Here is a 23929-nt window from a genome sequence, read left to right as displayed (position 1 = left end):
GAGTTTTTAGATTCTAGATTTTCTTTTCTTACGATATTATTCAGTATGCTGTATCCGTTGGTCGCTCTTCCGTACCACACAGGTACCGCTTGCTCTACATACAACGATTGGTTCTGCCAGCACATCGGCTGCCGAAGGAGAAATATCGGGGCGGGGAACTATCACCTTGCGAGCCTCGAATACCATTTTGCGCGAAGAGTTTCCTGCTTTTACAATTTCTCCTGTAGCTTCGATGTAATCGCCTGCATATACAGGTGCCAAAAACTCCACACTGTCATAAGCGGCAAAAAGACCTTCGTCGCCATCATTCATAATAAGTAGTTCGGTAGCCACATCGCCAAATAGTTGAAGCATCTTGGCACCGTCTACCAAACCGCCACCGTAGTGGGCATCATGTGCGCTCATGCGCAGTCTAATAAGTGATTTCATATTGATTTGGATTTATTTTACTATATAATCTACAAATATCGCCGGTGTCCGTACATTTTCGGGAGCTATCGTTCCTACCTCCAGCAGTTCGTCAACCTCGGCTATTACCAAGTCGGCAGCAGTTGCCATAAGAGGGTTGAAGTTTTGCGATGTACCATAATAAGTAAGGTTGCCCGATGTATCGCCTTTACTACCTTTAATAAGGGCCACATCGGCACGAATGGGTTTCTCCAACAAATAGTCCTTACCATCTACGTTGATGATTTGTTTACCGTCTGCCACCATAGTAGCCAGTCCGGTAGGTGTAAGTATCCCTCCTAATCCATTTCCACCTGCGCGCACACGTTCGGCAAGGCTTCCTTGCGGACAAAATTCAATTTCCAGTTCGCCACTGTTCATTTGTTCACTGCTAAGCGGATTGGTACCAATGTGCGAAGTATAGAGTTTTTTCACCTGTTTAGCAGCGATAAGCCGCCCTATACCACGATCGGGATAAGAAGTATCGTTACAGACAATCGTCAGATTTTTTACGCCGGATGCAATCAGTGCATCAATTAATTTGTGAGGGGTACCATTGGCTAAAAAGCCACCTATCATGAGAGTCATGCCGTCCTTTATTTTGGACACGGCTTCGCATGGTTCAATCAGTTTTTTCATACGCGACGTTTTTTATACAGAAATGAATAAGGTTATCTTTACAATATGACAAATATAGGGGCTTTTTCAGAAAAAATGAAATTGTTTCTCATTCAAAAACCCCATTTCTGGTTAATTGTCGTTAAATCAATAAGAAAATGTCATTCGTGGTATGTATATATATGCAATATGCACTTACAACGCCATATTCAATATAGGATAATCTCTTCCTTCCGAATCTTTATCCGTGCGACCTACCACCTTAAAGCCAAAGCGTTTGTAAAACTCAACAGCTTGTGTGTTTTGCTCATTCACGTCGACTTTGGTGGCATTCAGTTTTCGAATAGCATACTCCAGCATCGTTCGTCCGTATCCTTTGCCTCGCAAATTGCCTGCAATAAATAACATTTCCAGATTGCCCTCTGCAACACTCATAAATCCAACAACCGTTCTATCGGAACGAAATACATAAACATCAAGATTGGGGAGGTAATCTTTAGGAATAGCCTGCTTGTAAAACTCAAAATCTTCTTGCTTAAGAAAATCGTGCGTTGCCTTTACGGAGCTTTCCCAAACCGCCATTATCTGGTCGTAATCTTCTTGTTTTGCTTTTACAATATCCATATTTTTCATACTCTAATTCTCTTTAGCTTGTAAATGTAGTGAAAGATAAATACAGAACCTGCTACATTTTTCTTAGATTTGCATTCAACTCAAATTGAAGATAGTTTATGAAAGATAATTTTGATTACAAACAAGTTCCTAAGGCATTTCTTCATTGCCTCCATACACCGTGTCCACATTCTACTGAGTGCTTACGGTATATCGCAGCACTAAAAGCTGATAACGACAGAGAGTATTTTTCAGTAGTAAACCCTCATTATGTATCGGCTAAAGAAAAAGAATGCCCCTATTTTATGCCCGATTCCCTGACACGTTTTGCTCTTGGCATTACACATATATATGATAACCTACCTCATGCCAAAGCCGTAAAAATCAAAGAAATATTATACAACCACTTCCGGCGAAACACGTATTACCGCATTCGCAATAAAGAACGTCTGATTAAACCTTCAGAACAAGAGTATATCCGCAAGGTCTTTCGACGCGAAGGAGTACTCGAAGAACCCGCATTCGATCAATATGTAGACCAATACGATTGGTAGTTTTTCTCAGAGAAAATATGCGTGTTGAGAATAAATACTCGCCTTGTTGAGAATAGTTTCTCACCAAATTGAGTATTTGTTCTCAACACGGTGAGAAATTCTTTACAGTGTATTTAATGAAAACGAATGAACAGCATACTCTTCGACCTAATTTACGTAGCGTCAAGCGAACTTGCATAACGCAGCGTCAAGAAAGACCTTCTGTTTGAGCGCAGCGAGTTTGAGGTCTTTCAGCGTAGTGAAGCAAGTGAGTAGCAGAGTAAATTCAGTCTTGATCTTTTCTTTTTTGCTATCTTTTTTCTTTTGTATCAAGGCAAAAGAAAAAAGTAGAATATAAAACCTTTATCTTTACGCCCCGAAGATCGACATTAAAACAACTATGCGCCTATCAATAATCATAGTAAATTATAATGTAACCACATTTTTACGCAGTTGCCTTCTATCAATAGGAAGGTACGTAAATGCCATTGAGTATGAGGTAATTGTTATCGACAACAATTCGTCCGATATTTCTTGGCGCGACTTGATTGTAGAGTTTCCCGAAGTTACATTTATTGCCAACAGCAAAAATGAAGGTTTTGCTGCCGCGAACAACAAAGCGGCACGAACTGCAAAGGGCGAATATCTGTTACTCTTAAATCCTGACACAGAGTTAGAAAGTGATTTTATGAGTCGGTTAATTCTCTTTATGGATGGCTTGAAGAGCCCCGGCTGTGTGGGAGTAAGAATGCACGACGCGCAAGGTAATTTCCTTCCCGAAAGTAAAAGATCTGTCCCAAATATGTTCAACTCATTTGAGAAACTATTTATAAACTTCCGGACAAACAACACTAAATCTTATTACCGAAAAGATATTGGTGAGTATCAAATAGCCAAAACAGATGTAATAACAGGTGCTTTCTTCCTTTGCAAAAAGGTGGTGTACGAAGAGGTTGGCGGGTTAGACGAAGCATACTTCATGTATGGAGAAGATATTGACATTTGCTATACCATGCTACGAATGGGATATGAGAACTATTACTATGGCGAAGCATCTATTTTGCACCACAAAGGAGAGAGTTCGGTAAAAGACGAGCGCTATTTGGAAATGTTTTATGGCGCAATGCAGATTTTTATAGATAAATACTATAAAAAGAACGTTATAAAACACGCCCTACTGTCAGTGGGGCTTAAAGCAAAACACCAACTTGAGATTTTGAAGATAAAGAAGACTCAATAAGAATTAGTTTTATGTTAAAAAACTAATTCTCAAAAACGCGTACCAACATAAAAGACTATCTTTGCAACTCACCAGAGCAGCTTTTCATGAAAAAAAATAGTATACTACTTTTTCTAGTTACTTTATACGCCACATTTGTTTCTGCCAATGAGCAGGACACAGTATCTACTGTCAAGGCCAAAGCACCCAGCTTTATTACTTTCAATATTACTGACGGAGCCGTATTCCCCACCAACGAATTTGTGTCGGGCGAACACGAAATACCACACTATGCCTCTTACTCCATAAAATATGGTTTCTCTGCACAAGGAGACGACTGGAAGGATTATGCCTATGGCATGCCCTATTTAGGCATTGGTCTATATGTAGCCAATTTCTATCGCCGGCATGATGATTTAGGAGTTCCTGTTTCGCTTTATTTCTTTCAAGGAGCTAAACTGTGGCAGTCTAAGAAGCGACCCGGCATTACCCTAAACTACGAATGGAATCTTGGAGCATCCTTTAATTGGAAACATTACGACCCGTTCGATAATCCTAACAACATTGCGTTAGGATCGACAGTTAATATACACGTAGCGGGGAATTTATATTTCAAGTGGAAACTCTCCAACAAGCTGGATTTACATGCAGGTGCAGGATTTACACATTTTTCGAACGGAGCAAATTCACTACCCAACAAAGGGCTGAACATACTTTCGGGTTTTGTAGAGCTGGCATATCACTTTAACAGAAAAGAGCTCCTACCCGATTTGAGCGGCTTACTCACTCCGCCACCATTCGAAAAGAAGATAGAGCACGACCTCATGTTTTTAGTTACTTCGCGCGAAGCAAAAGTAGACACCACAGGTACCGGACTCCCCGACATCTATACCAAGCGTAAATTCAAAGTACTGGGTCTTAGCTACTCGCACATGTTCCGCAATAACTACCGCTACAAATGGGGACCAAGTATTGAGGCTACTTACGATGAGAGTGCCGGAATTAGCGCCTGGCGACAAATACATCCCGAAAGCGGAAAATACTACGACCGTGTACACTTGGGAAGATTTAGCGAACGATTTTCGGTAGGTATTTCTATGAAAGGAGAAATTATGATGCCCGCCTACTCTATGTTTGCCCACCTGGGCTACGACATCATACATGGCAGTGACTACGACAAGCGCTTTTACCAGATACTTGGTATCAAACTCTATCTGAAGGATAATCTCTTTGGAACCTTTGGAATACGAGCCAACAACTTTGGTCGGGCACAGTATTTATATTGGAACTTAGGATATACATTCTCGCACCGTAGCAAAAAGTAGAACCTATTTGCTCAAAAGAATGTTATATTTCGTATAAAAAGAGGCCATCTGATATCACATTATTATTATTTTATTAATTTTGCCGACAGTTTAAAATACTTTTAGAGCAAAATTCAATCTTTTAGCAAATCAGAATTATGTCGAAATTAAAACCAGAAACCCTATGCGTACAAGCGGGGTGGACTCCTAAGAATGGAGAACCACGCGTATTACCTATATATCAAAGTACAACCTTCAAGTATGAATCGAGTGAACAGATGGCACGTTTATTCGATTTACAGGAAAGTGGTTATTTTTATACTCGCCTGCAAAACCCCACTAATGACTATGTGGCTGCTAAAATCGCTGCGTTGGAAGGTGGTGTGGCTGCCATGCTTACATCAAGTGGACAAGCCGCTAATTTTTATGCTATATTCAATATCTGTCAGGCTGGCGATCATTTCGTTTGCTCCTCCGCCATTTATGGAGGAACATTCAACTTGTTTGCAGTAACGTTAAAGAAATTAGGTATTGAGGTTAGCTTCGTACATCCCGATTCAACAGAAGAAGAGATTGCAGCATTGTTTCGTCCTAACACTAAACTCTTGTTTGGCGAAACGGTTTCCAATCCTTCACTCGAAGTGCTTGATATAGAGAAATTTGCACGCGTAGCACATGCGCAAGGAGTACCGTTGATTGTTGATAACACGTTCCCTACACCGATTAACTGCCGCCCCTTTGAGTGGGGAGCAGACATTATAGTACACTCTACAACCAAATACATGGACGGTCATGCTACAGCAGTAGGTGGTTGTATTGTAGATAGCGGAAATTTCGACTGGAGCGCTTACCCTGATAAATATCCGGGATTATGTACCCCTGATGAATCCTATCACGGAGTGACATACACTGCTGATTTTGGTAAGGGAGCGTACATCACCAAAGCAACTGCTCAGTTAATGAGAGACCTCGGCAGTATTCAATCACCTATGAACTCCTTCTTGCTCAATATTGGATTAGAGACTTTGCACCTACGCATGAAGCAACATTGCAGCAATGCAAAACAAGTTGCAGAGTTTTTACAGGAAAATGAAAAAGTAATGTGGGTAAATTATTGCGACCTTCCTGGAAATAAATACTACGATCTGGCTAAGAAATACATGCCAAATGGTTCTTGTGGAGTTATCTCATTCGGGCTGAAAGGTGGCAGAGCAAAAGCTGTGGAGTTTATGGATAAACTAAAAATGATTGCTATTGTTACCCATGTAGCCGATGCGCGTACTTGCGTATTACATCCGGCTAGCCATACACACCGACAATTGACTGATGAGCAATTGGTAGAAGCTGGCGTACAACCCGACCTCATCCGACTATCAGTAGGAATAGAAAACGCAAACGATATTATCGCAGACATAAAACAAGCGTTACAGTAAACGCATTTTATACGAAAAACTTATGGCAAAGATTACAAAAGAAGCAGCGCTGCTGTACCACTCACAAGGAAAGCCCGGTAAAATCGAGGTTATCCCGACTAAGCCTTACAGCACGCAAAAAGATTTATCATTGGCATACTCTCCGGGAGTTGCCGAACCATGTCTTGAGATTGAAAAGAATCCACAAGACGCGTACAAATACACTGCTAAGGGAAACTTAGTAGCTGTTATATCTAATGGAACTGCTGTGCTGGGGTTGGGGGACATCGGCGCAATTGCAGGAAAGCCAGTTATGGAAGGTAAAGGGTTACTCTTTAAGATATATGCGGGAATCGACGTATTTGACATTGAAATAGACGAGAAAGATCCCGAAAAATTTATTCAAGCAGTAAAAGCCATTGCTCCAACTTTCGGTGGAATAAACCTGGAAGATATTAAAGCACCGGAATGTTTTGAAATTGAACGCCGCCTGAAAGAAGAATTAGATATACCGGTGATGCACGACGACCAGCATGGTACCGCGATTATCTCAAGTGCCGGCTTACTCAACGCATTGACTATTGCCGGAAAGAAAATAGACGAAGTTAAGATTGTAGTAAATGGTGCAGGAGCTTCGGCAGTATCATGTACCAAGCTATATATTTCTCTGGGTGCTAAACTGGAGAATATTGTAATGCTCGACAGTAAAGGCGCTATCAGCAAAAACCGCACCGACCTCAATGAGCAAAAAAGTTACTTCGCCACAAGCCGTACAGACGTACAAACATTGGCTGATGCCATGAAAGATGCCGACGTATTCTTGGGGCTTTCCAAAGGAAATGTAGTATCGCAAGAGATGATTAAAAGCATGGCACCAACGCCTATCGTGTTTGCGCTTGCCAACCCTACTCCTGAGATATCATACGAAGAAGCCATGGCATCTCGTCCTGATTTGATTATGGCTACAGGGCGTTCGGATTATCCTAACCAGATAAATAATGTAATCGGTTTCCCATATATTTTCCGTGGAGCACTAGACACACATGCAAGTGCTATCAACGAACAAATGAAAATAGCCGCGGTACATGCTATTGCTGATTTGGCAAAACAACCTGTTCCGGATGTAGTAAATGAAGCCTATAAAGTAAATAACCTTAGTTTTGGTAAAAACTATATCATCCCCAAACCTGTAGACCAACGACTAATAACCGTTGTATCTATGGCAGTAGCCAAAGCAGCTATGGACTCGGGGGTTGCCCGAAAAACAATCGAAGACTGGGACGATTATCAGGTACATTTACGCGAATTAATGGGATACGAGTCCAAACTCACCCGTCAACTTTATGAAACAGCCCGTACCAATCCGCAACGCGTGGTATATGCAGAAGGAACACATCCTAATATGCTAAAGGCGGCGGTAGAAGCAAAGGCAGAAGGTATTTGTCATCCTATTTTGTTAGGTAACGATGAGCGCATTGCCAAACTCGCCAAAGAGCTTGACTTAAGTTTGGAAGGTATCGAAGTTGTCAATCTGCGCCACGACTGCGAAGCGGAACGTCGCGAACGTTATGCACGTATCCTTTCGCAAAAACGCGCTCGCGAAGGTGCTACATACGAAGAAGCCAACGACAAGATGTTTGAACGCAATTACTTCGGCATGATGATGGTGGAAACAGGAGATGCGGATGCATTCATCACCGGATTATATACCAAGTACAGCAATACAATTAAGGTAGCAAAAGAAGTTATCGGTATTCAGGAAGGATTTAAGCACTTCGCAACCATGCATATCTTAAACTCCAAAAAAGGTACATACTTCTTAGCAGACACCTTGATTAACCGTCATCCTGATTCGGATACGTTGATTGACGTGGCTCGCCTAGCAGAGAAAACCGTACGTTTCTTCAATAACACACCGGTAGTGGCAATGCTCTCCTACTCTAACTTTGGATCTGACCAGGCTGGTAGTCCGGCAAAGGTGCACAAAGCAGTAGATTACATGCAGAAGAATTACCCGGACTTACTTATAGACGGAGAAATGCAGGTAAACTTTGCATTAAACAAGCAAATGCGCGATGCCAAATATCCATTCACAAGATTGAAAGGAAAGGATGTGAATACATTAATATTCCCCAACCTCAGTTCGGCGAATGCCGGTTATAAGCTTATACAATCTATGACCGAAAGCGAACTAATCGGACCTATTCAAATGGGATTAAACAAGCCTATTCACTTCACGGATATCGAAAGCTCAGTAAGAGACATTGTAAACATCACGGCAGTAGCAGTGATTGACGCAATGGTATTCAACAAGCGAAAAGATTAAGAAACAGTTTCTTAATAATAAAGCGAGTGCCGGGAAGAAGTTTCCGGCACTTTTTTTATCTTTGCTTTCTTAAAATAATTCTGAAATGAAACGCTCTCTTTCTAAAACACAAATAGTTTGCTTGGTACTCCTCTGGGGAGCACTATGCTACATCGTACTTATCAGCGCAGAACGCATTGACGGACCAATCATTGTTACCATTCTTATGTCGGGAGCATTTGTTTTTATCCCGATATACAAATCACTAAAGAAGAAATAAAATACGCGTCAATTTGTTGGCGACTCGGGCTCTTTCAAAAGTTCTTTTATATGTGTTGAAAATAAATACATAGAGTAATTATCGTCTGCAATCTTCCCCTCTCTATCTACCAACACATAACGAGGTATTCCATTGAATTTGAATAATTGGCGCAAATACAAAAAATCGTCGGAACTGATTCTGTACGTATTGATAAGTTCCTGTTCCGCCACAAAATCGTTATATTTTCCTAACGGAGTATCTCTTTCGGAGGTAATAAACACAAAAGCCACATCCGGATGATCTTTATACTTCTCGCGTGTTTCTTTCATTTTTTTGATACCAGATATACAAGGTCCGCAAGAGGTTGACCAAAAATCAACAAACACATATTTTCCTTTGTGTGGGTCTATCATCTGTTTAAATACATTTGTGCCCTTCATATCGACAGGTAATTCATGAGCCGTTTTTTCTCCTATTGGGAAATAATGATTGTAAATTCTTTCCGCTTCCGATTTAAGGAAGGGTTCTTTGAGACTTTTGGATAGTTTATTAAGATACACTCTTGAGTCTTCGCGATTCATCATTCCCTTAAAGAAGGAAGCCAATTCACGAACTTTAGTGATGTCATAAACAACACCCGGTTCAAGTTTTAATACATCAGTATATATAGAATCCTTCAGCTGCAATACAGTCAATTGGCGGTTTAATTGATTGTACTCAACCTTTGACCTCAAAGGTTTAATATATTTTTCAATATATTTTTTATGCTGTTCCGAATATTTTTCAATGATCTCTTTGTTTTTTTTATTAAACGCATCCAATTCATATTGACTCAAAGCTACTCCGGTTTTTAGTCGTTCATACATTTCAAAATGTGCTGTCTCTTCTGGAGTTTTCTTCAGTTTCAATTCGTCAAATAGATATTCTTCAAATGACTTTTCGGGATGAAGCACTTTCGCCGACGTCTGTACTACATTTGCTTTAAATAATGGTGCACAATACTCAAACCTATTTACAAAAACCGAAAATTGGGACGAAAGCATCAAGTGAGGTGATGTCAGCGGAATTTCACGAAGAAAACTGTAAAACTCGATTGGAAGCTCCTGATTCCGCCCCTTTTGCATATCATAATTCAATAACCACACCCATTTTTCAAGAATCATATTGTTGCGTAGTACAACCTTAGTTGTCGGACAAAGAGTATCATCTGCCAATATTTTCTCTATATCAGCACAATAGTCGGCAGTCATGGATTCTATGTAAGCAGCAAAGCTATCCGGATCCTGATCAAATCCACTTTTATGTATAGTTGCAGCATCTACTTCTCTTATTTTTAGGTAAGCCTCGCACAGCTCACTGTTCACTTTTGCAAGTGGTCCTTTATAGATGATATTTTTAAAATTATACCGTATATTCCTATATCTGTCGGCCAGTAGGTATTCATTCCAGTCAAGAAGTACAGCTATCGTATGCCCCGGTTCCAAGTAAACACTAACCGGCTTCTCATTGATAATAATATTCATGCACTTCGGATGATTCATAATAAATTTACACTCAAAGCGGCCATCTTCGTACACTTCAACAACAGTGGGATAATTCTCACGGGTAATTTCATTTGCAGTATATACTATTCCGGTTTTAAATCCGGCTTCGGGTTTGTAGCCATTGATATAGCCAATTATATGTACAGTATCTTTTCGGAAGAACTCACCCGCATCTAAATTCATTGGTGCTTTTTCTTTAGCTTTGCCTAGCTCCCTGTCTATCCAAGCATATACTTCACCGGGAACTTCTTTTGATTTCGGCTTTTCTTTCGGGTTCAGTGATATTCCGAAAACTCTAGTTTCCTCACCTTTCCCATAATTAAGCTTTTTTACTTTCTTTCTATCAATTGGAGGAAAGCATATCACAAAAGCAGAGTCTCCAGAGGCAGGCATACGTATTTTCTCATCAAGTTCACCTTTCTCCATACGTGTAACATACCATCTTTCTTTACTGTCCGAGTCTTCTATGAAAGTTGTCTTTTCAAACTTTATCCACCAGCCAGGCACAAAATCAGTGCGAATATGCACACGCGTTTCATTTTTTCTGAATTCTATTTTGGTTACACTCTCGATGCCCGAGGTGGTAAATTCGAATACAGGATTATTAACAACAAATTCTTTAGCAGACAATATCGTCGCAAAAAACAGGGAGAGAGTAATAAAAAATAGTTTTTTCATATTTTGTAGTTTTGTTGGTATTAAAAATCTTATTTCGTCAAATTTACAAAAAAAACATACTTAACAAAGTATTTTACATAAAATGATGAATATAGAGACACTGGATTCTATTTTTCGGATTTCTATAGATTAAACAAGCAATTATTCATCAAAAACCTTAGTTTCCTATCACAAAAGTATAATTATTCAATAACAATAAACAAAAAGATGCAAATACAATCATTTTTATCATATTTTGTTTGTTCAAATGTTTTTTTGTTGTACTTTTGCAACGTCAAACAAAAAAAGACAAGAAAATAGTTATATAAACGAACCATTTAAAGGAAAAAAGAAATGAATGCAGTTAAGGTATTAGAAGATTTGAAAAGAAGGTTTCCCAATGAGCCGGAGTATCATCAAGCAGTAGAAGAAGTTCTTGCCACGATTGAAGAAGAATACAACAAACATCCTGAGTTTGACAAAGCAAACCTCATTGAACGTCTTTGTATTCCAGACAGAATTTATCAATTCCGTGTAACATGGGTAGACGACAATGGAAATGTACAAATCAACATGGGTTATCGCGTGCAACACAACAATGCCATCGGACCATACAAAGGAGGATTGCGCTTTCACTCATCTGTAAACCTTGGGATTTTGAAATTCCTTGCATTCGAACAAGTATTCAAGAACTCGCTTACCACACTTCCTATGGGTGGTGGTAAAGGAGGTTCTGATTTTCACCCACGCGGAAAGAGTGCCGGTGAAGTAATGCGCTTTACCCAGGCATTCATGCTCGAATTGTGGAAACACATCGGTCCTGATACTGACGTACCCGCAGGCGATATTGGTGTTGGCGGACGTGAAATCGGTTTCATGTATGGTATGTACAAAAAGCTAACACACGAATTTACGGGTACCTTTACAGGTAAAGGACGTGAATTTGGTGGTTCTTTGATTCGCCCTGAAGCTACTGGGTACGGAACTCTTTACTTCCTTATGGAAATGCTTAAACGCAAAGGTCAAGACCTGAAAGGCAAAGAAATATGTATTTCGGGTTCGGGTAACGTAGCACAGTACGCTGCTGAGAAAGTAATAGAACTGGGTGGTAAAGTAGTTACATTGTCAGACTCTGACGGTTACATCTACGACCCTGCAGGAATCGACAGCGAAAAGCTGGCTTATGTAATGGAATTGAAAAACCTCTACCGTGGTCGTATTCGCGAATATGCCGAAACATACGGTTGCAAATATGTAGAAGGTGCTAAGCCTTGGGGTGAAAAGTGTGATGTAGCGTTGCCATGTGCAACTCAAAACGAACTTAATGGCGACCATGCTAAAGCACTTATCGCCAACGGTTGTATCGCAGTTGCCGAAGGAGCCAACATGCCTTCTACCCCCGAAGCAATCAAAGTATTCCAAGATGCGAAGATTCTCTACGCTCCGGGCAAAGCTGCCAATGCAGGTGGTGTAGCAACCAGTGGATTGGAAATGACACAAAATTCATATCGTTTGAGTTGGAGCCGCGAAGAAGTTGATGCTAAATTGAAGTCAATCATGCAAAATATTCACGCTGCCTGTGTACAGTACGGAACAGAAGAAGACGGATATGTAAACTATGTAAAAGGCGCAAACATTGCAGGATTTATGAAGATTGCCAATGCAGTAATGGCACAAGGTGTTTTATAATCAATAGGTATAATTAGTCATAGTTCAGAAAGTGCCACTCAGGAGTAATCCAGGTGGCACTTTCTTATTTATATCTATTACTCATTATCTAAATTATAGACCATATCAAACCGCCCATGAGTTATCCGCTCTCCATCTCCAAAAGTTCCACTTATAATTCTCAACTCTCTATCAAAGCGAGATATATGCACTTGACCATCGGGATAAGGAACAATACCAAAAGCTGTATTAATATAATTAACAGTCTCACCCTCGCGAGGGTTCAGAATAATAAAAGACAAGTATTCCTCTCTCGAAACTAACACAGAAACTTCTATCCAATCCTCTTCCAGATTGTAGCAAAACTGAAAAGAATCTCTTTTTGGTGAAAAGATTGAGTAATATCTGCCACCCACATATACCCAACCATCTATCAGACAGCCAAAGGTTTGTTTACCTTCGGTTGTAACCTCAGGCATAATAGTAGGGTCAACTGATTTATCTTCGTCGCAACTCGCTAAATTGAATATGGCTATAACAACCAACAACAAGATTATATATTTTTTCATCGTAAATGCTTATTTAGTTAAAAATGATAAGAAACGCCAACTAAAAGGTTATAGCGCGATAAATTCACCTCATCGCCATCCTTAGGTAATACTTTTACTTTCTCGCCGTGATACTTTACTTTATACGAATCCAAGTCACCAAACAGCAAACCGGCATCTGCATGTACACTCCAATGAGACGCGAATGTATAGCCCAAACGTAGACCACAGATAGCTGCACCTGTGCCACCGTTTACCTTTCGGTTTTTGCCAAATACTTTGCTGTTGTTCTTATAATCAAGATAACCTAAACCTGCAGAAAGTCGCACAATCCATGGTGTAGTTGGCAAGAAGTAAACACTTAATTGCGGACCAATAAAGGTAGTGTATACATGGTCTTTACCTTCGGCATGGCTACCACTGGCATTGTACATAGAAGCCACAATACCCAGAGAAAGTTGCGGAATAAGCCTGCGATCGTACTCCAAGTTTAAAGTAAAACCGGAGCATAGTTTGTTTTCATACGAATTCGAAGCCGTTGTTAGTGCACTTGTTCCCCAAGCCATGTTTCCATAGCCCGCGTGAAGACTGAATAGATTTTTCTTGTACGATGGGTCTGCCGCCAAAGCTGTTGTTGGTTTCAAAAACAGACACAAAGTAACAATAGCCAACGTAGTGGCAAGTTGATGATGTTTCATGTGTTTTTGTAATAAGATGTTTCAAAATTTAATAGATAAACGATGAATACATCTAATTACTGCATCTTTCAACTTTATTTTTGCTACTCTTCAGTCGGTTTCAATACCACTCCCAGTTTCTTCTTTCCATCCATCTTTATCACAATTGGTTTTTTAAATCGCACATGCCGCAGATATTTTGTTTCTTCTACAGCCGGTTGCGCATTAAGAAATTCTTGGTCGTAAACGCCATCGTTGATAAAGGCATTGATCGTAAAATATCCTACACCAAACGAGGTAAGATTCTGAAAGAAATGTGTACCCTGACTGGGATCTACGCGATAGTTGGTAAGCCCTGCCTCCACAATTACTTTAGCTGCGGATATATGCGGCCATTTCACTGGAATACCAAGCCATGTGTCACTACTTCCCCAACGTCCGGGCCCTACAAGCACATAGTTTTTGTCGGCGTTAAGAAACTGGCTATTTATTTTTTCAATTTCATAAGCAATAGCTTGATTATTGGAAGCACTGTAACCTTCGGTTTTTACGTAGAGTACATCATACACATCGTCGGCAATACCATGCCCAAGGCTATTCTCCGAGCGAAGAATAACGTTTTCTTCGGGAATAATAGAGAGATTTTCCTCCAACATTTCACGCGATTCCACAATGGGGCGTATTTGTAACAAGTAGAAAGTACCGCTTTTATCAATATCTTTGCTCATAGTAGCAGCAAACTCAACTTCTACTGGTCGGCGAATATCTTCATTACTATATTTAAGTACCAGCTGGAGTATCTTCGCCAACGGGAACACGTCGTGTTGAAGAATATTAGCAAAGGTTATCACCTTACGCCCACCCGGATAAAGTCCATCACGGATTATCATATCGTACGGGTCGTAAGTAGAGGCGATATATTGAAGTGCGCCATCTTTCTCCGCCTCTTTTACGTGAAGTTTGAGAAGATTAAACCCATCGTCAATAGAGAATTCTTCGGCAGCATTCTTCATATCGAGCGCATAGAAGCTGGTTTGTGTCTCTTTGAGAGCAATTTCCATTTCACTGGTTTGCAGTACCTGATTGGGATGATAAGGCGAAAAACGAAGTGTTAGTCCGCCATCCACAATATATTTCCCTAATCCAAGTGCAAGATTCACCGTACCCTCTTCTGCTTTTTCGTCGCCAATAGGATAATAATTAAGCGAACGGGCAACTCCCGACATAGAAGGATAAAAACGATCTCCATACTGGTTACCAACCACTTCTTGCAAAATAACCGCCATTTTCTCTTGGTCTATAACGTTGGAAGTAGCCTGCATATACGCCTTGCTATCTCTGAAGAAAACCGAAGCATACACCCCTTTGATTGCATCGGACAACATCCGAAGCATCTCGTAGCGGTCGTCCAAATACGGAATCATATACGTATTATAAATTCCCGCGAAAGGTTGGTAATGTGCGTCTTCGAGTAGACTGGAAGAGCGTACGGCTATGGGCGACTTTACGACTTCAAAGAAAGCAAAGAAGTCTTCGATAAATCGGTCGGGGAGTTTACTTTTAAGAAAGTATTTCAAAATAACAGCGTCATCGGCATCCGAGAGTGCTACCTGATAAAGATTATTCATCTCCATAAATTCATCGAAGATGTCGGTACAGAGCACCACTGTCTTGGGTATTGCCACACGAGCATTCTCAAATTCATTGAACTCGGGATGATGCTTAAGCATGTTATCTATAAATGCCAAGCCACGTCCTTTACCTCCCAGCGACCCATCGCCTATACGAGCAAAATTGGAATAACTATCGTAGCGGTTTCGCTCATAGATAGCAACTACACCCTGATTCTTCATTTTGCGGTATTTCACTATGGCTTCAAGGATGATTTTTCGATGTGCATCCAAGTCTTGCAGACTCTCCCATGTTATGGGCTTAAGGAACTCTGCCACTGGGAACACCGCGCGCGAGTAGAGCCAACGCGAAACGTGATTGCGACTGATGTGGTATAAAAATGACTCGGCAGGAAGTGCAAACAGGATGTTTTGTAACTCTTTAAGGTTCTTTACACGAGCGATCTCTTCGTTGGTGTTGGGATTACGAAAGATAAAATCGCCGAAACCAAAGTTATCAGACACGATACGCCGCAAATCCACATCCATTTTTTTGGAGTTTTTATCAATAAAACTGGCGCCAAACTTACTGGCATAGGCCGTATTGTCTGTTTCGGACGACTGAATGATAAGTGGCACAAAGGGGTCTTTCTTACGTACAGCATCGCAGAGTTTGATGCCTGCCATAGAATCTATCACGCCATGGTTGGGAAAGCGAACATCTGTAATAACCCCCAGTACATTATTATAATACTTATCGTAGAGTTCCATTGCCTCCTCGTAGGTACGGGTTAGGACTATTTTAGGGCGACCGCGCATACGAAGCATACGTTGATGCGCATTGAGTGCCTCGGTAGAGAATTCCTGACTTTGTTTCAACACAAATTTATAGAGGTTAGGAAGCACTGATGAGTAAAAGCGAATACTATCTTCCACCAAGAGTATAAGCTGCACGCCGACCTCTGCCACATCGTGTTCTAAATTCATTTTGTCTTCTATCAGTTTGATGATAGAAAGCAACAAATCCGTATTTCCCAACCAACAGAATACATATTCAAATGCGCTGAGATCTTCATTCTCAATACGTTTGGTAATACCATGGCTAAACGGAGTAAGCACTACGATAGGAATATGCGGATAGATGGATTTAATGCGCCTACCAATATCAAAACTATCATTGTCGCTCGTGCCGGGCATACAGATAATGAGGTCGAATGGAATTTGCTCCAACAAAGCAAAGGCCTCTTCTTCAGTACTTACCTGCGAGAAACGTGGTGGATAACGAAGTGATAACGAAGTATATTCATTGAACAACTTTTCATCAATACGCCCATCGTCCTCGAGCATAAAGGCATCGTAAGGATTAGCTATAAGAAGTACGTTAAAGATGCGTTTGGTCATCAGATTGGCAAACTGCGTATCTTTAAGGTAGAGTTGATTCAGTTTTAATTTGCTAAGCATATTCTTGATTGTTTATCCGCGTGGGGTTGCTTTTACAAAAGTAAGAGAATTTATTGATAAAAAGAAATGTAAAATATTATCTTAACAAAAGTCATTGAACGAGTTCCTCAAAAGTGCGAATTGTTTACAGAAAAGCACAGCTACAAGGTACTGTGAACCGGTTTTTACAAATGCAGCATTTGATGACTCCGAAATGCAGCAAACCACTTAATCGAAATGCAGCATTTCGCTTGAGTGAAATGCTGCATTTGGAAGTAGAGGTTCGCTGCATATTTCCGATGTGTAAAGTTTTATTTGTGCATCCCGTACTATTATTACCTTAAAAAGAAAACAAACAGCGCCAAATAGTATCAAATAAAAAAAAACGAGCAAATTCAGAACTATTTCTTACTATTGAAAAATACTCGCAAAAAAACTTGCAAATAAAACCCTTTCGCTAACTTTGTCTTTCACATAATCTTAAATATCATTATTTATGAAACACTTATCTCTTTTCTTAATGACAATGCTTATGCTTGCATCTTGTGCACAACAAAAGAAAATTACGTATCCCGAAACAATGAAAGAAGATGTTACCGACGAGTACTTCGGTACAGTAGTTAGTGATCCTTATCGCTGGTTGGAGAACGACACTTCGGTAGCTACTGCCGCTTGGGTAGAAGCACAAAACAAAGTTACCTATGATTACCTGAAGCGTATCCCTTTCCGTCAAGAATTGCTGAACAGGCTCACCGAACTGACCGATTATGAAAAATACGGAACACCCTTCAAAGAGCAAGGCAAGTACTATTTCTATAAAAATGATGGTTTGCAAAACCAAAGTGTACTCTACGTACAAGATGCTTTAGATGGAGAACCGCGTGTGTTTCTTGATCCCAATAAATTGTCGGACGATGGCACGGTAGCTCTTTCGGGCGTATATTTCTCTAACAATGGGAAGTATGCCGCATATGTGATTTCGCGTAGCGGATCAGACTGGAGAGAAATCTATGTTATTGACATGAAGACAGGCAAACAACTGGATGACCACATTAAATGGGCGAAGTTCTCGGGAGCATCCTGGCAAGGAGATGGTTTCTATTATAGTGCCTACGACACCCCTGAAGGACAGGAATATTCCAGCGTAAACGAATACCACAAGGTGTACTATCACACCATCGGCACCCCACAAAGTGAAGATAAACTGATTTACGAAAATAAAGCATATCCAAAACGTTTCTATTCCGTATATTGCCCACAAGAAGAAAACATGCTTTTCTTAACCGAATCCGGAGCTAACAGAGGAAACAGACTCTTTGTGAAAGATCTAGCAAAGAAGAATGCCTCTTTCGAACTGATTGATGGTAATGATGAATTCCGCACCTCGCCACTAAACACCATAGGCAATGTTATCTATTTGTTTACCAATACCGATGCTCCGAAAAACAAGGTTGTAAAAGTAACACTGAACAAACCCCAGTTGGCTACCGCAGATGTTGTGTTGCCCGAAGCTGATGCCGTACTGTCCAGCGCCAGCGTTATCGACGGAAAATTAATTGCTGTTTATAACCAAGACGCATCGAGCCATCCATACGTTTACGACCTTAATGGAAAATTAATTCACGAAGTAGCTTTGCCCACTATTGGTTCGGCGTATTTCAGTGGCGACAAAGATGACAGTGAGTGTTTTATGTCGTTCAGCTCGTTTACCTACCCTGCTACTATCTTTAAATATGATATCAAAGCAAATACCTATGCGATATTCCGCGCACCCGAAGTGAAATTTGTACCGGCAGATTATACCACCGAACAAATATTCTTTGCCAGCAAGGATGGTACAAAAATCCCCATGTTCCTTACCTATAAAAAAGGTTTAGTGAAAGATGGAAACAACCCTGTATTTCTATATGGATATGGTGGATTCAATGTGAGTTTGACCCTCGGATTCAGTACAACACGCATTCCATTCCTGGAAAACGGAGGTATATACGTACAGGTTAATCTGCGTGGTGGAAGCGAGTATGGCGAAGCATGGCACGTAGCCGGCACCAAGCTGAATAAGCAAAATGTTTTTGATGATTTCATCGCCGCTGCCGAATATTTAATCGCAGATAAATATACCAACAATAAGAAAATTGCTATCGTTGGCGGTTCAAACGGTGGACTTTTGGTAGGCGCGTGTATGAACCAACGTCCCGACCTGTTTGCCGTTGCCATACCACAAGTTGGTGTTATGGATATGTTGCGTTATCACAAATTCACCATTGGCTGGAACTGGGCACCCGACTATGGTACCAGCGAAGAGAGCGAAGAGATGTTCAAATATCTCTATGCTTACTCACCGCTTCATAATCTGAAACAAGGAACCACCTATCCCGCAACGATGGTAACAACTGCCGATCATGATGACCGCGTAGTGCCTGCGCACTCCTTTAAGTATGCCGCGCAACTACAAGTAGCCAATGATGGAACAAATCCTACATTAATCCGTATTGATACCAAGTCCGGACACGGTGCAGGCAAACCAATGAGCAAAGTGTTAGAAGAACAAGCGGATATTTATGGATTTATCATGTATAATCTTGAAATGAATCCAAAATTCCAATAAAACAAACTAAAAAGCATAAAGGAGAACAAGGCGGAATATTATTCCGCCCCTCTTCCTCAATATCATTTTATCAGCAATTAACCAAAATTATACACGTTTCTATTTGCCAATAAGAAATAAAGTCTATATTTGCAGTATAAATACATATCATTTTGATAGTTTACCTTAAAAACAGAATATCATGAACATTGAACGAATCATGTCCTCGCTAGAGGCAAAGCACCCGGGAGAATCAGAGTATCTTCAAGCAGTAAAAGAAGTATTGATTTCCATTGAAGACATTTACAACCAGCATCCCGAATTTGAGAAAAACAAGATTATCGAGCGTTTAGTGGAACCCGATCGTATCTTTACGTTCAGAGTAACATGGGTAGATGACAAAGGCGAAGTACAAACTAACCTTGGCTACCGCGTACAATTTAACAATGCAATAGGACCTTATAAAGGTGGCATACGCTTTCACGCGTCCGTTACCCTCTCTATCCTGAAATTCTTAGGATTTGAACAAACATTTAAGAATGCACTTACTACACTTCCTATGGGTGGTGGTAAAGGTGGTTCGGACTTCTCTCCACGTGGTAAGAGCAATGCCGAAATCATGCGTTTCTGCCAAGCATACATGCTCGAACTGTGGCGTCATTTAGGTCCCGACATGGATGTACCAGCAGGTGACATTGGTGTAGGTGGACGTGAAGTAGGCTATATGTTTGGCATGTACAAAAAATTAACCCGCGAACACACCGGTACCTTTACAGGTAAAGGATTGGAGTTTGGTGGTTCATTAATTCGTCCCGAAGCCACAGGATTTGGCGGTCTTTACTTTGTTCATGACATGCTAAAGAGTAAGGGATTGGATTTCAACGGTAAGACTATTTCTTTATCGGGCTTCGGAAACGTGGCATGGGGTGCTGCCCTAAAAGCTAATGAACTGGGAGCTAAAGTTGTTACCATATCTGGTCCCGACGGGTATATCTATGACCCGAACGGAATCAGTGGCGAGAAAATTGACTATATGTTGGAGCTTCGTGCTAGTGGTAATGATATTGTTGAACCTTACGCAGCAAAATTCCCCGGCTCTACCTTTGTTGCCGGCAAACGTCCTTGGGAAGTAAAAGTAGACATTGCACTTCCTTGCGCTACTCAAAACGAGTTGAATGGAGACGATGCAGCTAATCTTGTAAAGAATGGTGTACAGTTTGTTGGCGAAATATCCAACATGGGTTGTACTCCCGAAGCAATTGACGCATTCATCGAAGCACGCATACCTTATGGACCAGGCAAGGCTGTTAATGCAGGTGGTGTAGCAACCAGCGGTTTAGAAATGACACAAAATGCTATGCACATTAATTGGAGCGAAGCCGAAGTTGATGAAAAACTGAAGAGCATTATGCACGGCATTCATCAACAATGTGTAAAATACGGAACAGAAGCAGACGGATACATAAATTACCTCAAAGGCGCCAACATCGCAGGCTTTATGAAAGTAGCGCATGCTATGATGGGGCAAGGTATTATCTAACAAAATAAACCCTAATTCTACTGATTCTATACGAGAAAAACGTTTCACATTATAAGTATTTGAGCTACAATGCCACCGTCTTTACTGAAAAGAAGATAGGTGGCATTGTTCTTTTTAGAAAGAAAGACTTACATTTGTAGCCCACTACCACAAAGGTGGATTATAACTCTAAGTAAAAAATTGTTTATGGTATTACCTGAATTAAAAATGCGTAGAGATAAAATACGCTCATTAATGGCGAAGAATAATATTGACGCCGCCCTCATCTCAACCAATGTAAACCTATTGTACACATACGGACAAATTATCAGCGGTTATCTTTACCTACCACTGCATCAGCCTGCCCGCATCTTTGTAAAACGTCCCAATAATATCACGGGAGAATTTGTCGATAGCATCCGCAAGCCCGAGCAAATTGTGGAGCTACTGCAAGAGCATGGAATTCCTATGCCGCAAACCCTGATGTTGGAAGGAGACGAACTGCCCTATACTGAATATACCCGTTTGGCTTCCCTATTCCCCGAAGCAACTGTGGTAAACGGCACACCACTGCTGCGAGAAGCGAGAAGCATAAAGACAGATTTAGAAATAGAGCTTTTCCGTCGAGCAGGCGCGGCACATACAAGTGCTTACAACAAAATACCATCAGTATATAGAGCCGGCATGACAGATATTGAATTCTCCATCGAAATAGAACGGTTGATGCGTTTGGAAGGGTGTTTGGGTCTTTTCCGCACTTTCGGTCACTCTATGGAGATATTTATGGGAAGCATCTTGGCTGGAGACAATGCCACCGCACCTTCTCCTTTTGACTTCGCTTTGGGTGGAGCAGGCAACCCCGCGTTACCTATCAGCGCAAATGGCACGTTGCTGACTCCGGGAACTACTGTTATGGTAGATTACGGTGGCAACTTCAACGGGTACATGAGCGATATGAGCCGCGTGTTCTCTATTGGAAAAACCACAGAGCAAGCTTATGCCGGGCATCAAGTGTGCCTGGAAATTCAAGAGGCGCTTGCAACAATGTGTAAACCGGGTATTGTGTGCGAAGATTTGTACAAAACCGCACTAGACATAGCCAACAAAAGTGGTTTTGGTAACTATTTTATGGGTCTGGAACAACAAGCAAAATTCGTGGGTCACGGCATTGGACTACAAATCAATGAATTGCCTGTATTAGCTTCGCGTGTAAGAACAGAGCTAGAGCCGGGTATGGTAATTGCCATAGAGCCCAAAATTGTACTGCCGGGTGTAGGTCCTGTAGGTGTCGAGAATTCATGGTTAGTAACAAAAGAAAATGCCGAGAAATTAACACACTGTCCGGAAGAGATAATAGAACTGGCATAAGACCCGTTCTACGCGTTTTAGAGCTTATGGCTCAGAGGTCAAATGCTTATGGTATTTGACCTCTGAGCCATAAGCATTTGACCCGCGAGCCATAGTCTCAAGAGGCAAATGCCATAGGCTCACGAAACAACTAACTTTAGCCCCATTTCGCCCGCCTTTTTCAGCATAAATTCGTAGGCTGCATCGTACTCATTCGGAATTATTCCATCCAAGATAGCATCTTTTATAGAACTCTTCAACGAGCCCACTTCCTGACAAGGTTGCAAATTAAAAAGTCTCATAATCTCTTCACCACTAATAGGTGGTTGAAAATTACGTATGCGATCCTTCTCTTCAATATCTTTCAGTTTTTGCCGCACTAACTTGAAGTTATTGAGGAAGCGCGATTTGCGTTCTTCATTCTTGGAGGTTATATCCGCTTCGCAAAGCATCATCAAATCGTCGATATCATCACCCGCTTCGAAAAGTAAGCGCCTGACCGCCGAATCGGTTACTTCTTCGTCGGCAATGGCAATGGGGCGCATGTGCAACGTAACCATTTTCTGTACGTATTTCATCTTCTCATTCATCGGCAGTTTCATGTTGCGGAAGATGGTGGGTATCATTTTGGCTCCTATAAAGTTGTGGTTATGAAACGTCCAACCCACAGGAGGCTCCCAACGTTTGGTAGCGGGTTTGGCTATATCATGAAGGATAGCAGCCCAACGCAGCCAAAGGTTATTGGTATGCTTGCTTATATTATCAAGAACTTCGAGTGTATGATAGAAATTGTCTTTATGCCCTCTCCCACTACGCACTTCGACACCTTGCAAACGATGTAGCTCCGGAAAAATCTGTTCCAACAATCCGCTGCGTTCCAAATCTATAAAACCTTTGGATGGAATGGGCGAAAGAACTATTTTGTTCAATTCGTCGGCAATACGTTCTTTGGAGATAATCTCAATGCGGTTACAGTTGCGTGTAAGCGACTCGAAAGTGTCATCGTCAATATAGAAGTTGAGCTGGGCAGCAAAACGAATGCAACGCATCATTCGTAGCGGGTCGTCACTGAAGGTTATATCCGGATTGAGCGGAGTGCGGATAGTCCTTTCTTTCAAGTCATTAACGCCACCGAAAGAATCGACGAGTTCGCCAAAACGCGCTTTATTCAGGCAGACTGCCAATGCGTTGATGGTAAAGTCGCGACGATTTTGGTCGTCCTGCAAAGTGCCATTTTCTACGATGGGCTTGCGCGAATCGCGTTGGTAAGATTCCTTACGAGCACCTACAAACTCCACTTCCATGCCTTTGTAGCGCACTTGTGCCGTACCGAAGTTTTTGAATACGGTTACTTGTGCCGAGCGCCCTATCTTTTTCCCGAACGCTTCTGCCATAGCGATACCACTCCCCACAACGACTACATCAATATCTTTGGAGGGGCGTTCCAGGAAGAGGTCGCGTACATAACCACCCACAACGTAACATTCCAATCCCAGCTCGTCGGCAGTGGCAGAAATTGTTTCAAATACTTTGCCCGAGAAGCAATGTTTCAAATCTTCGGTGGTAAGCTCAATCATCCCTTTTACGTTTCTTATAACAGTTTCATCCTACAAAAGTACA

18 protein-coding genes are annotated in these 23929 nt (G+C 41.2%); 10 read left to right on the top strand and 8 right to left on the bottom strand.

Going from position 1 to position 23929, the window contains the following annotated elements:
• Positions 1-36 precede the first annotated feature (36 nt).
• The 3 genes from D0T50_RS03015 to D0T50_RS03005 all read right to left on the bottom strand — a co-directional run bounded on the left by D0T50_RS03015 (position 37) and on the right by D0T50_RS03005 (position 1698).
• Positions 37-429, bottom strand: coding sequence for a hotdog domain-containing protein (locus D0T50_RS03015; protein WP_163221845.1), 393 nt, complete (start codon positions 427-429; stop codon positions 37-39).
• Positions 430-441: 12 nt separating this feature from the next.
• Positions 442-1086 (bottom strand): CoA transferase subunit A, encoded by a 645-nt coding sequence (locus D0T50_RS03010; RefSeq protein ID WP_163221843.1) that lies wholly within the window; start codon positions 1084-1086, stop codon positions 442-444.
• A 174-nt stretch (positions 1087-1260) separates the two neighbouring features.
• Positions 1261-1698 carry a GNAT family N-acetyltransferase gene (locus D0T50_RS03005; protein WP_239058187.1) on the bottom strand — a complete coding sequence of 146 codons (438 nt, stop codon included), beginning with the start codon at positions 1696-1698 and terminating at the stop codon, positions 1261-1263.
• A 98-nt stretch (positions 1699-1796) separates the two neighbouring features.
• Here D0T50_RS03005 and D0T50_RS03000 point away from each other — a divergent pair, with 98 nt between their 5' ends.
• From D0T50_RS03000 to D0T50_RS13615, 6 genes are all read left to right on the top strand, one after another.
• Positions 1797-2231 (top strand): DUF6078 family protein, encoded by a 435-nt coding sequence (locus D0T50_RS03000; RefSeq protein ID WP_163221841.1) that lies wholly within the window; start codon positions 1797-1799, stop codon positions 2229-2231.
• A 379-nt stretch (positions 2232-2610) separates the two neighbouring features.
• The gene (locus D0T50_RS02995; RefSeq protein WP_163221839.1) at positions 2611-3450 is read left to right on the top strand and encodes a glycosyltransferase family 2 protein; all 840 of its coding nucleotides are present in this window, start codon (positions 2611-2613) and stop codon (positions 3448-3450) included.
• A gap of 86 nt (positions 3451-3536) precedes the next feature.
• Positions 3537-4754 (top strand): acyloxyacyl hydrolase, encoded by a 1218-nt coding sequence (locus tag D0T50_RS02990; RefSeq protein WP_163221837.1) that lies wholly within the window; start codon positions 3537-3539, stop codon positions 4752-4754.
• Between the two features lie 137 nt (positions 4755-4891).
• Positions 4892-6166: an O-acetylhomoserine aminocarboxypropyltransferase/cysteine synthase family protein gene (locus D0T50_RS02985; RefSeq protein ID WP_203558171.1), complete on the top strand. Its 1275-nt coding sequence runs from the start codon at positions 4892-4894 to the stop codon at positions 6164-6166.
• A gap of 22 nt (positions 6167-6188) precedes the next feature.
• Positions 6189-8471 carry an NADP-dependent malic enzyme gene (locus tag D0T50_RS02980; protein ID WP_163221835.1) on the top strand — a complete coding sequence of 761 codons (2283 nt, stop codon included), beginning with the start codon at positions 6189-6191 and terminating at the stop codon, positions 8469-8471.
• Positions 8472-8556: 85 nt separating this feature from the next.
• Positions 8557-8730 (top strand): hypothetical protein, encoded by a 174-nt coding sequence (locus tag D0T50_RS13615; RefSeq protein WP_203558170.1) that lies wholly within the window; start codon positions 8557-8559, stop codon positions 8728-8730.
• An 8-nt stretch (positions 8731-8738) separates the two neighbouring features.
• On the opposite strand, the gene D0T50_RS02975 is transcribed toward D0T50_RS13615, so the two are convergent.
• A complete protein-coding gene (locus D0T50_RS02975) occupies positions 8739-10934 on the bottom strand; it encodes a TlpA disulfide reductase family protein (RefSeq protein ID WP_163221833.1) in 2196 nt (731 codons plus the stop codon).
• 333 nt (positions 10935-11267) lie between these two features.
• Here D0T50_RS02975 and D0T50_RS02970 point away from each other — a divergent pair, with 333 nt between their 5' ends.
• Positions 11268-12602, top strand: coding sequence for an NADP-specific glutamate dehydrogenase (locus D0T50_RS02970; RefSeq protein WP_163221832.1), 1335 nt, complete (start codon positions 11268-11270; stop codon positions 12600-12602).
• Between the two features lie 77 nt (positions 12603-12679).
• Here the strand turns inward: D0T50_RS02970 and D0T50_RS02965 are convergent, their stop codons facing one another.
• The 3 genes from D0T50_RS02965 to D0T50_RS02955 form a co-directional block, all read right to left on the bottom strand.
• Positions 12680-13150: a hypothetical protein gene (locus D0T50_RS02965; protein ID WP_163221830.1), complete on the bottom strand. Its 471-nt coding sequence runs from the start codon at positions 13148-13150 to the stop codon at positions 12680-12682.
• Positions 13151-13167: 17 nt separating this feature from the next.
• Complete coding sequence (locus D0T50_RS02960) at positions 13168-13827, bottom strand: outer membrane beta-barrel protein (RefSeq protein ID WP_163221828.1); 660 nt, start codon at positions 13825-13827, stop codon at positions 13168-13170.
• An 83-nt stretch (positions 13828-13910) separates the two neighbouring features.
• Complete coding sequence (locus tag D0T50_RS02955; protein ID WP_163221826.1) at positions 13911-16877, bottom strand: PEP/pyruvate-binding domain-containing protein; 2967 nt, start codon at positions 16875-16877, stop codon at positions 13911-13913.
• 475 nt (positions 16878-17352) lie between these two features.
• Between D0T50_RS02955 and D0T50_RS02950 the strand changes: the two genes are divergently transcribed.
• The 3 genes from D0T50_RS02950 (at position 17353) to D0T50_RS02940 (ending at position 22330) form a co-directional block, all read left to right on the top strand.
• Positions 17353-19464: a prolyl oligopeptidase family protein gene (locus D0T50_RS02950; protein ID WP_163221824.1), complete on the top strand. Its 2112-nt coding sequence runs from the start codon at positions 17353-17355 to the stop codon at positions 19462-19464.
• A gap of 181 nt (positions 19465-19645) precedes the next feature.
• Positions 19646-20983 carry an NADP-specific glutamate dehydrogenase gene (gene gdhA / locus D0T50_RS02945; RefSeq protein WP_163221822.1) on the top strand — a complete coding sequence of 446 codons (1338 nt, stop codon included), beginning with the start codon at positions 19646-19648 and terminating at the stop codon, positions 20981-20983.
• A gap of 186 nt (positions 20984-21169) precedes the next feature.
• Positions 21170-22330: a Xaa-Pro peptidase family protein gene (locus D0T50_RS02940; RefSeq protein WP_163221820.1), complete on the top strand. Its 1161-nt coding sequence runs from the start codon at positions 21170-21172 to the stop codon at positions 22328-22330.
• Positions 22331-22449: 119 nt separating this feature from the next.
• Here D0T50_RS02940 and D0T50_RS02935 read toward each other — a convergent pair whose 3' ends face one another.
• Entirely contained in the window at positions 22450-23886 is a 1437-nt protein-coding gene (locus tag D0T50_RS02935; RefSeq protein WP_163221818.1) for a CCA tRNA nucleotidyltransferase, read from the bottom strand.
• Positions 23887-23929: the final 43 nt, after the last annotated feature.

This window comes from Bacteroides sp. 214 (assembly GCF_010501015.1).
GTDB lineage: Bacteria > Bacteroidota > Bacteroidia > Bacteroidales > Bacteroidaceae > Bacteroides.
This window is presented reverse-complemented; position numbering and strand designations above follow the sequence as displayed.

What these genes read in the sequence shown, in the direction of transcription:
- D0T50_RS03015 (WP_163221845.1), bottom strand. Translation starts at nt 429, where the DNA reads ATGAAATCACTTATTAGACTGCGCATGAGCGCACATGATGCCCACTAC.
- D0T50_RS03010 (WP_163221843.1), bottom strand. Translation starts at nt 1,086, where the DNA reads ATGAAAAAACTGATTGAACCATGCGAAGCCGTGTCCAAAATAAAGGAC.
- D0T50_RS03005 (WP_239058187.1), bottom strand. Translation starts at nt 1,698, where the DNA reads ATGAAAAATATGGATATTGTAAAAGCAAAACAAGAAGATTACGACCAG.
- D0T50_RS03000 (WP_163221841.1), top strand. Translation starts at nt 1,797, where the DNA reads ATGAAAGATAATTTTGATTACAAACAAGTTCCTAAGGCATTTCTTCAT.
- D0T50_RS02995 (WP_163221839.1), top strand. Translation starts at nt 2,611, where the DNA reads ATGCGCCTATCAATAATCATAGTAAATTATAATGTAACCACATTTTTA.
- D0T50_RS02990 (WP_163221837.1), top strand. Translation starts at nt 3,537, where the DNA reads ATGAAAAAAAATAGTATACTACTTTTTCTAGTTACTTTATACGCCACA.
- D0T50_RS02985 (WP_203558171.1), top strand. Translation starts at nt 4,892, where the DNA reads ATGTCGAAATTAAAACCAGAAACCCTATGCGTACAAGCGGGGTGGACT.
- D0T50_RS02980 (WP_163221835.1), top strand. Translation starts at nt 6,189, where the DNA reads ATGGCAAAGATTACAAAAGAAGCAGCGCTGCTGTACCACTCACAAGGA.
- D0T50_RS13615 (WP_203558170.1), top strand. Translation starts at nt 8,557, where the DNA reads ATGAAACGCTCTCTTTCTAAAACACAAATAGTTTGCTTGGTACTCCTC.
- D0T50_RS02975 (WP_163221833.1), bottom strand. Translation starts at nt 10,934, where the DNA reads ATGAAAAAACTATTTTTTATTACTCTCTCCCTGTTTTTTGCGACGATA.
- D0T50_RS02970 (WP_163221832.1), top strand. Translation starts at nt 11,268, where the DNA reads ATGAATGCAGTTAAGGTATTAGAAGATTTGAAAAGAAGGTTTCCCAAT.
- D0T50_RS02965 (WP_163221830.1), bottom strand. Translation starts at nt 13,150, where the DNA reads ATGAAAAAATATATAATCTTGTTGTTGGTTGTTATAGCCATATTCAAT.
- D0T50_RS02960 (WP_163221828.1), bottom strand. Translation starts at nt 13,827, where the DNA reads ATGAAACATCATCAACTTGCCACTACGTTGGCTATTGTTACTTTGTGT.
- D0T50_RS02955 (WP_163221826.1), bottom strand. Translation starts at nt 16,877, where the DNA reads ATGCTTAGCAAATTAAAACTGAATCAACTCTACCTTAAAGATACGCAG.
- D0T50_RS02950 (WP_163221824.1), top strand. Translation starts at nt 17,353, where the DNA reads ATGAAACACTTATCTCTTTTCTTAATGACAATGCTTATGCTTGCATCT.
- gdhA (WP_163221822.1), top strand. Translation starts at nt 19,646, where the DNA reads ATGAACATTGAACGAATCATGTCCTCGCTAGAGGCAAAGCACCCGGGA.
- D0T50_RS02940 (WP_163221820.1), top strand. Translation starts at nt 21,170, where the DNA reads ATGGTATTACCTGAATTAAAAATGCGTAGAGATAAAATACGCTCATTA.
- D0T50_RS02935 (WP_163221818.1), bottom strand. Translation starts at nt 23,886, where the DNA reads ATGATTGAGCTTACCACCGAAGATTTGAAACATTGCTTCTCGGGCAAA.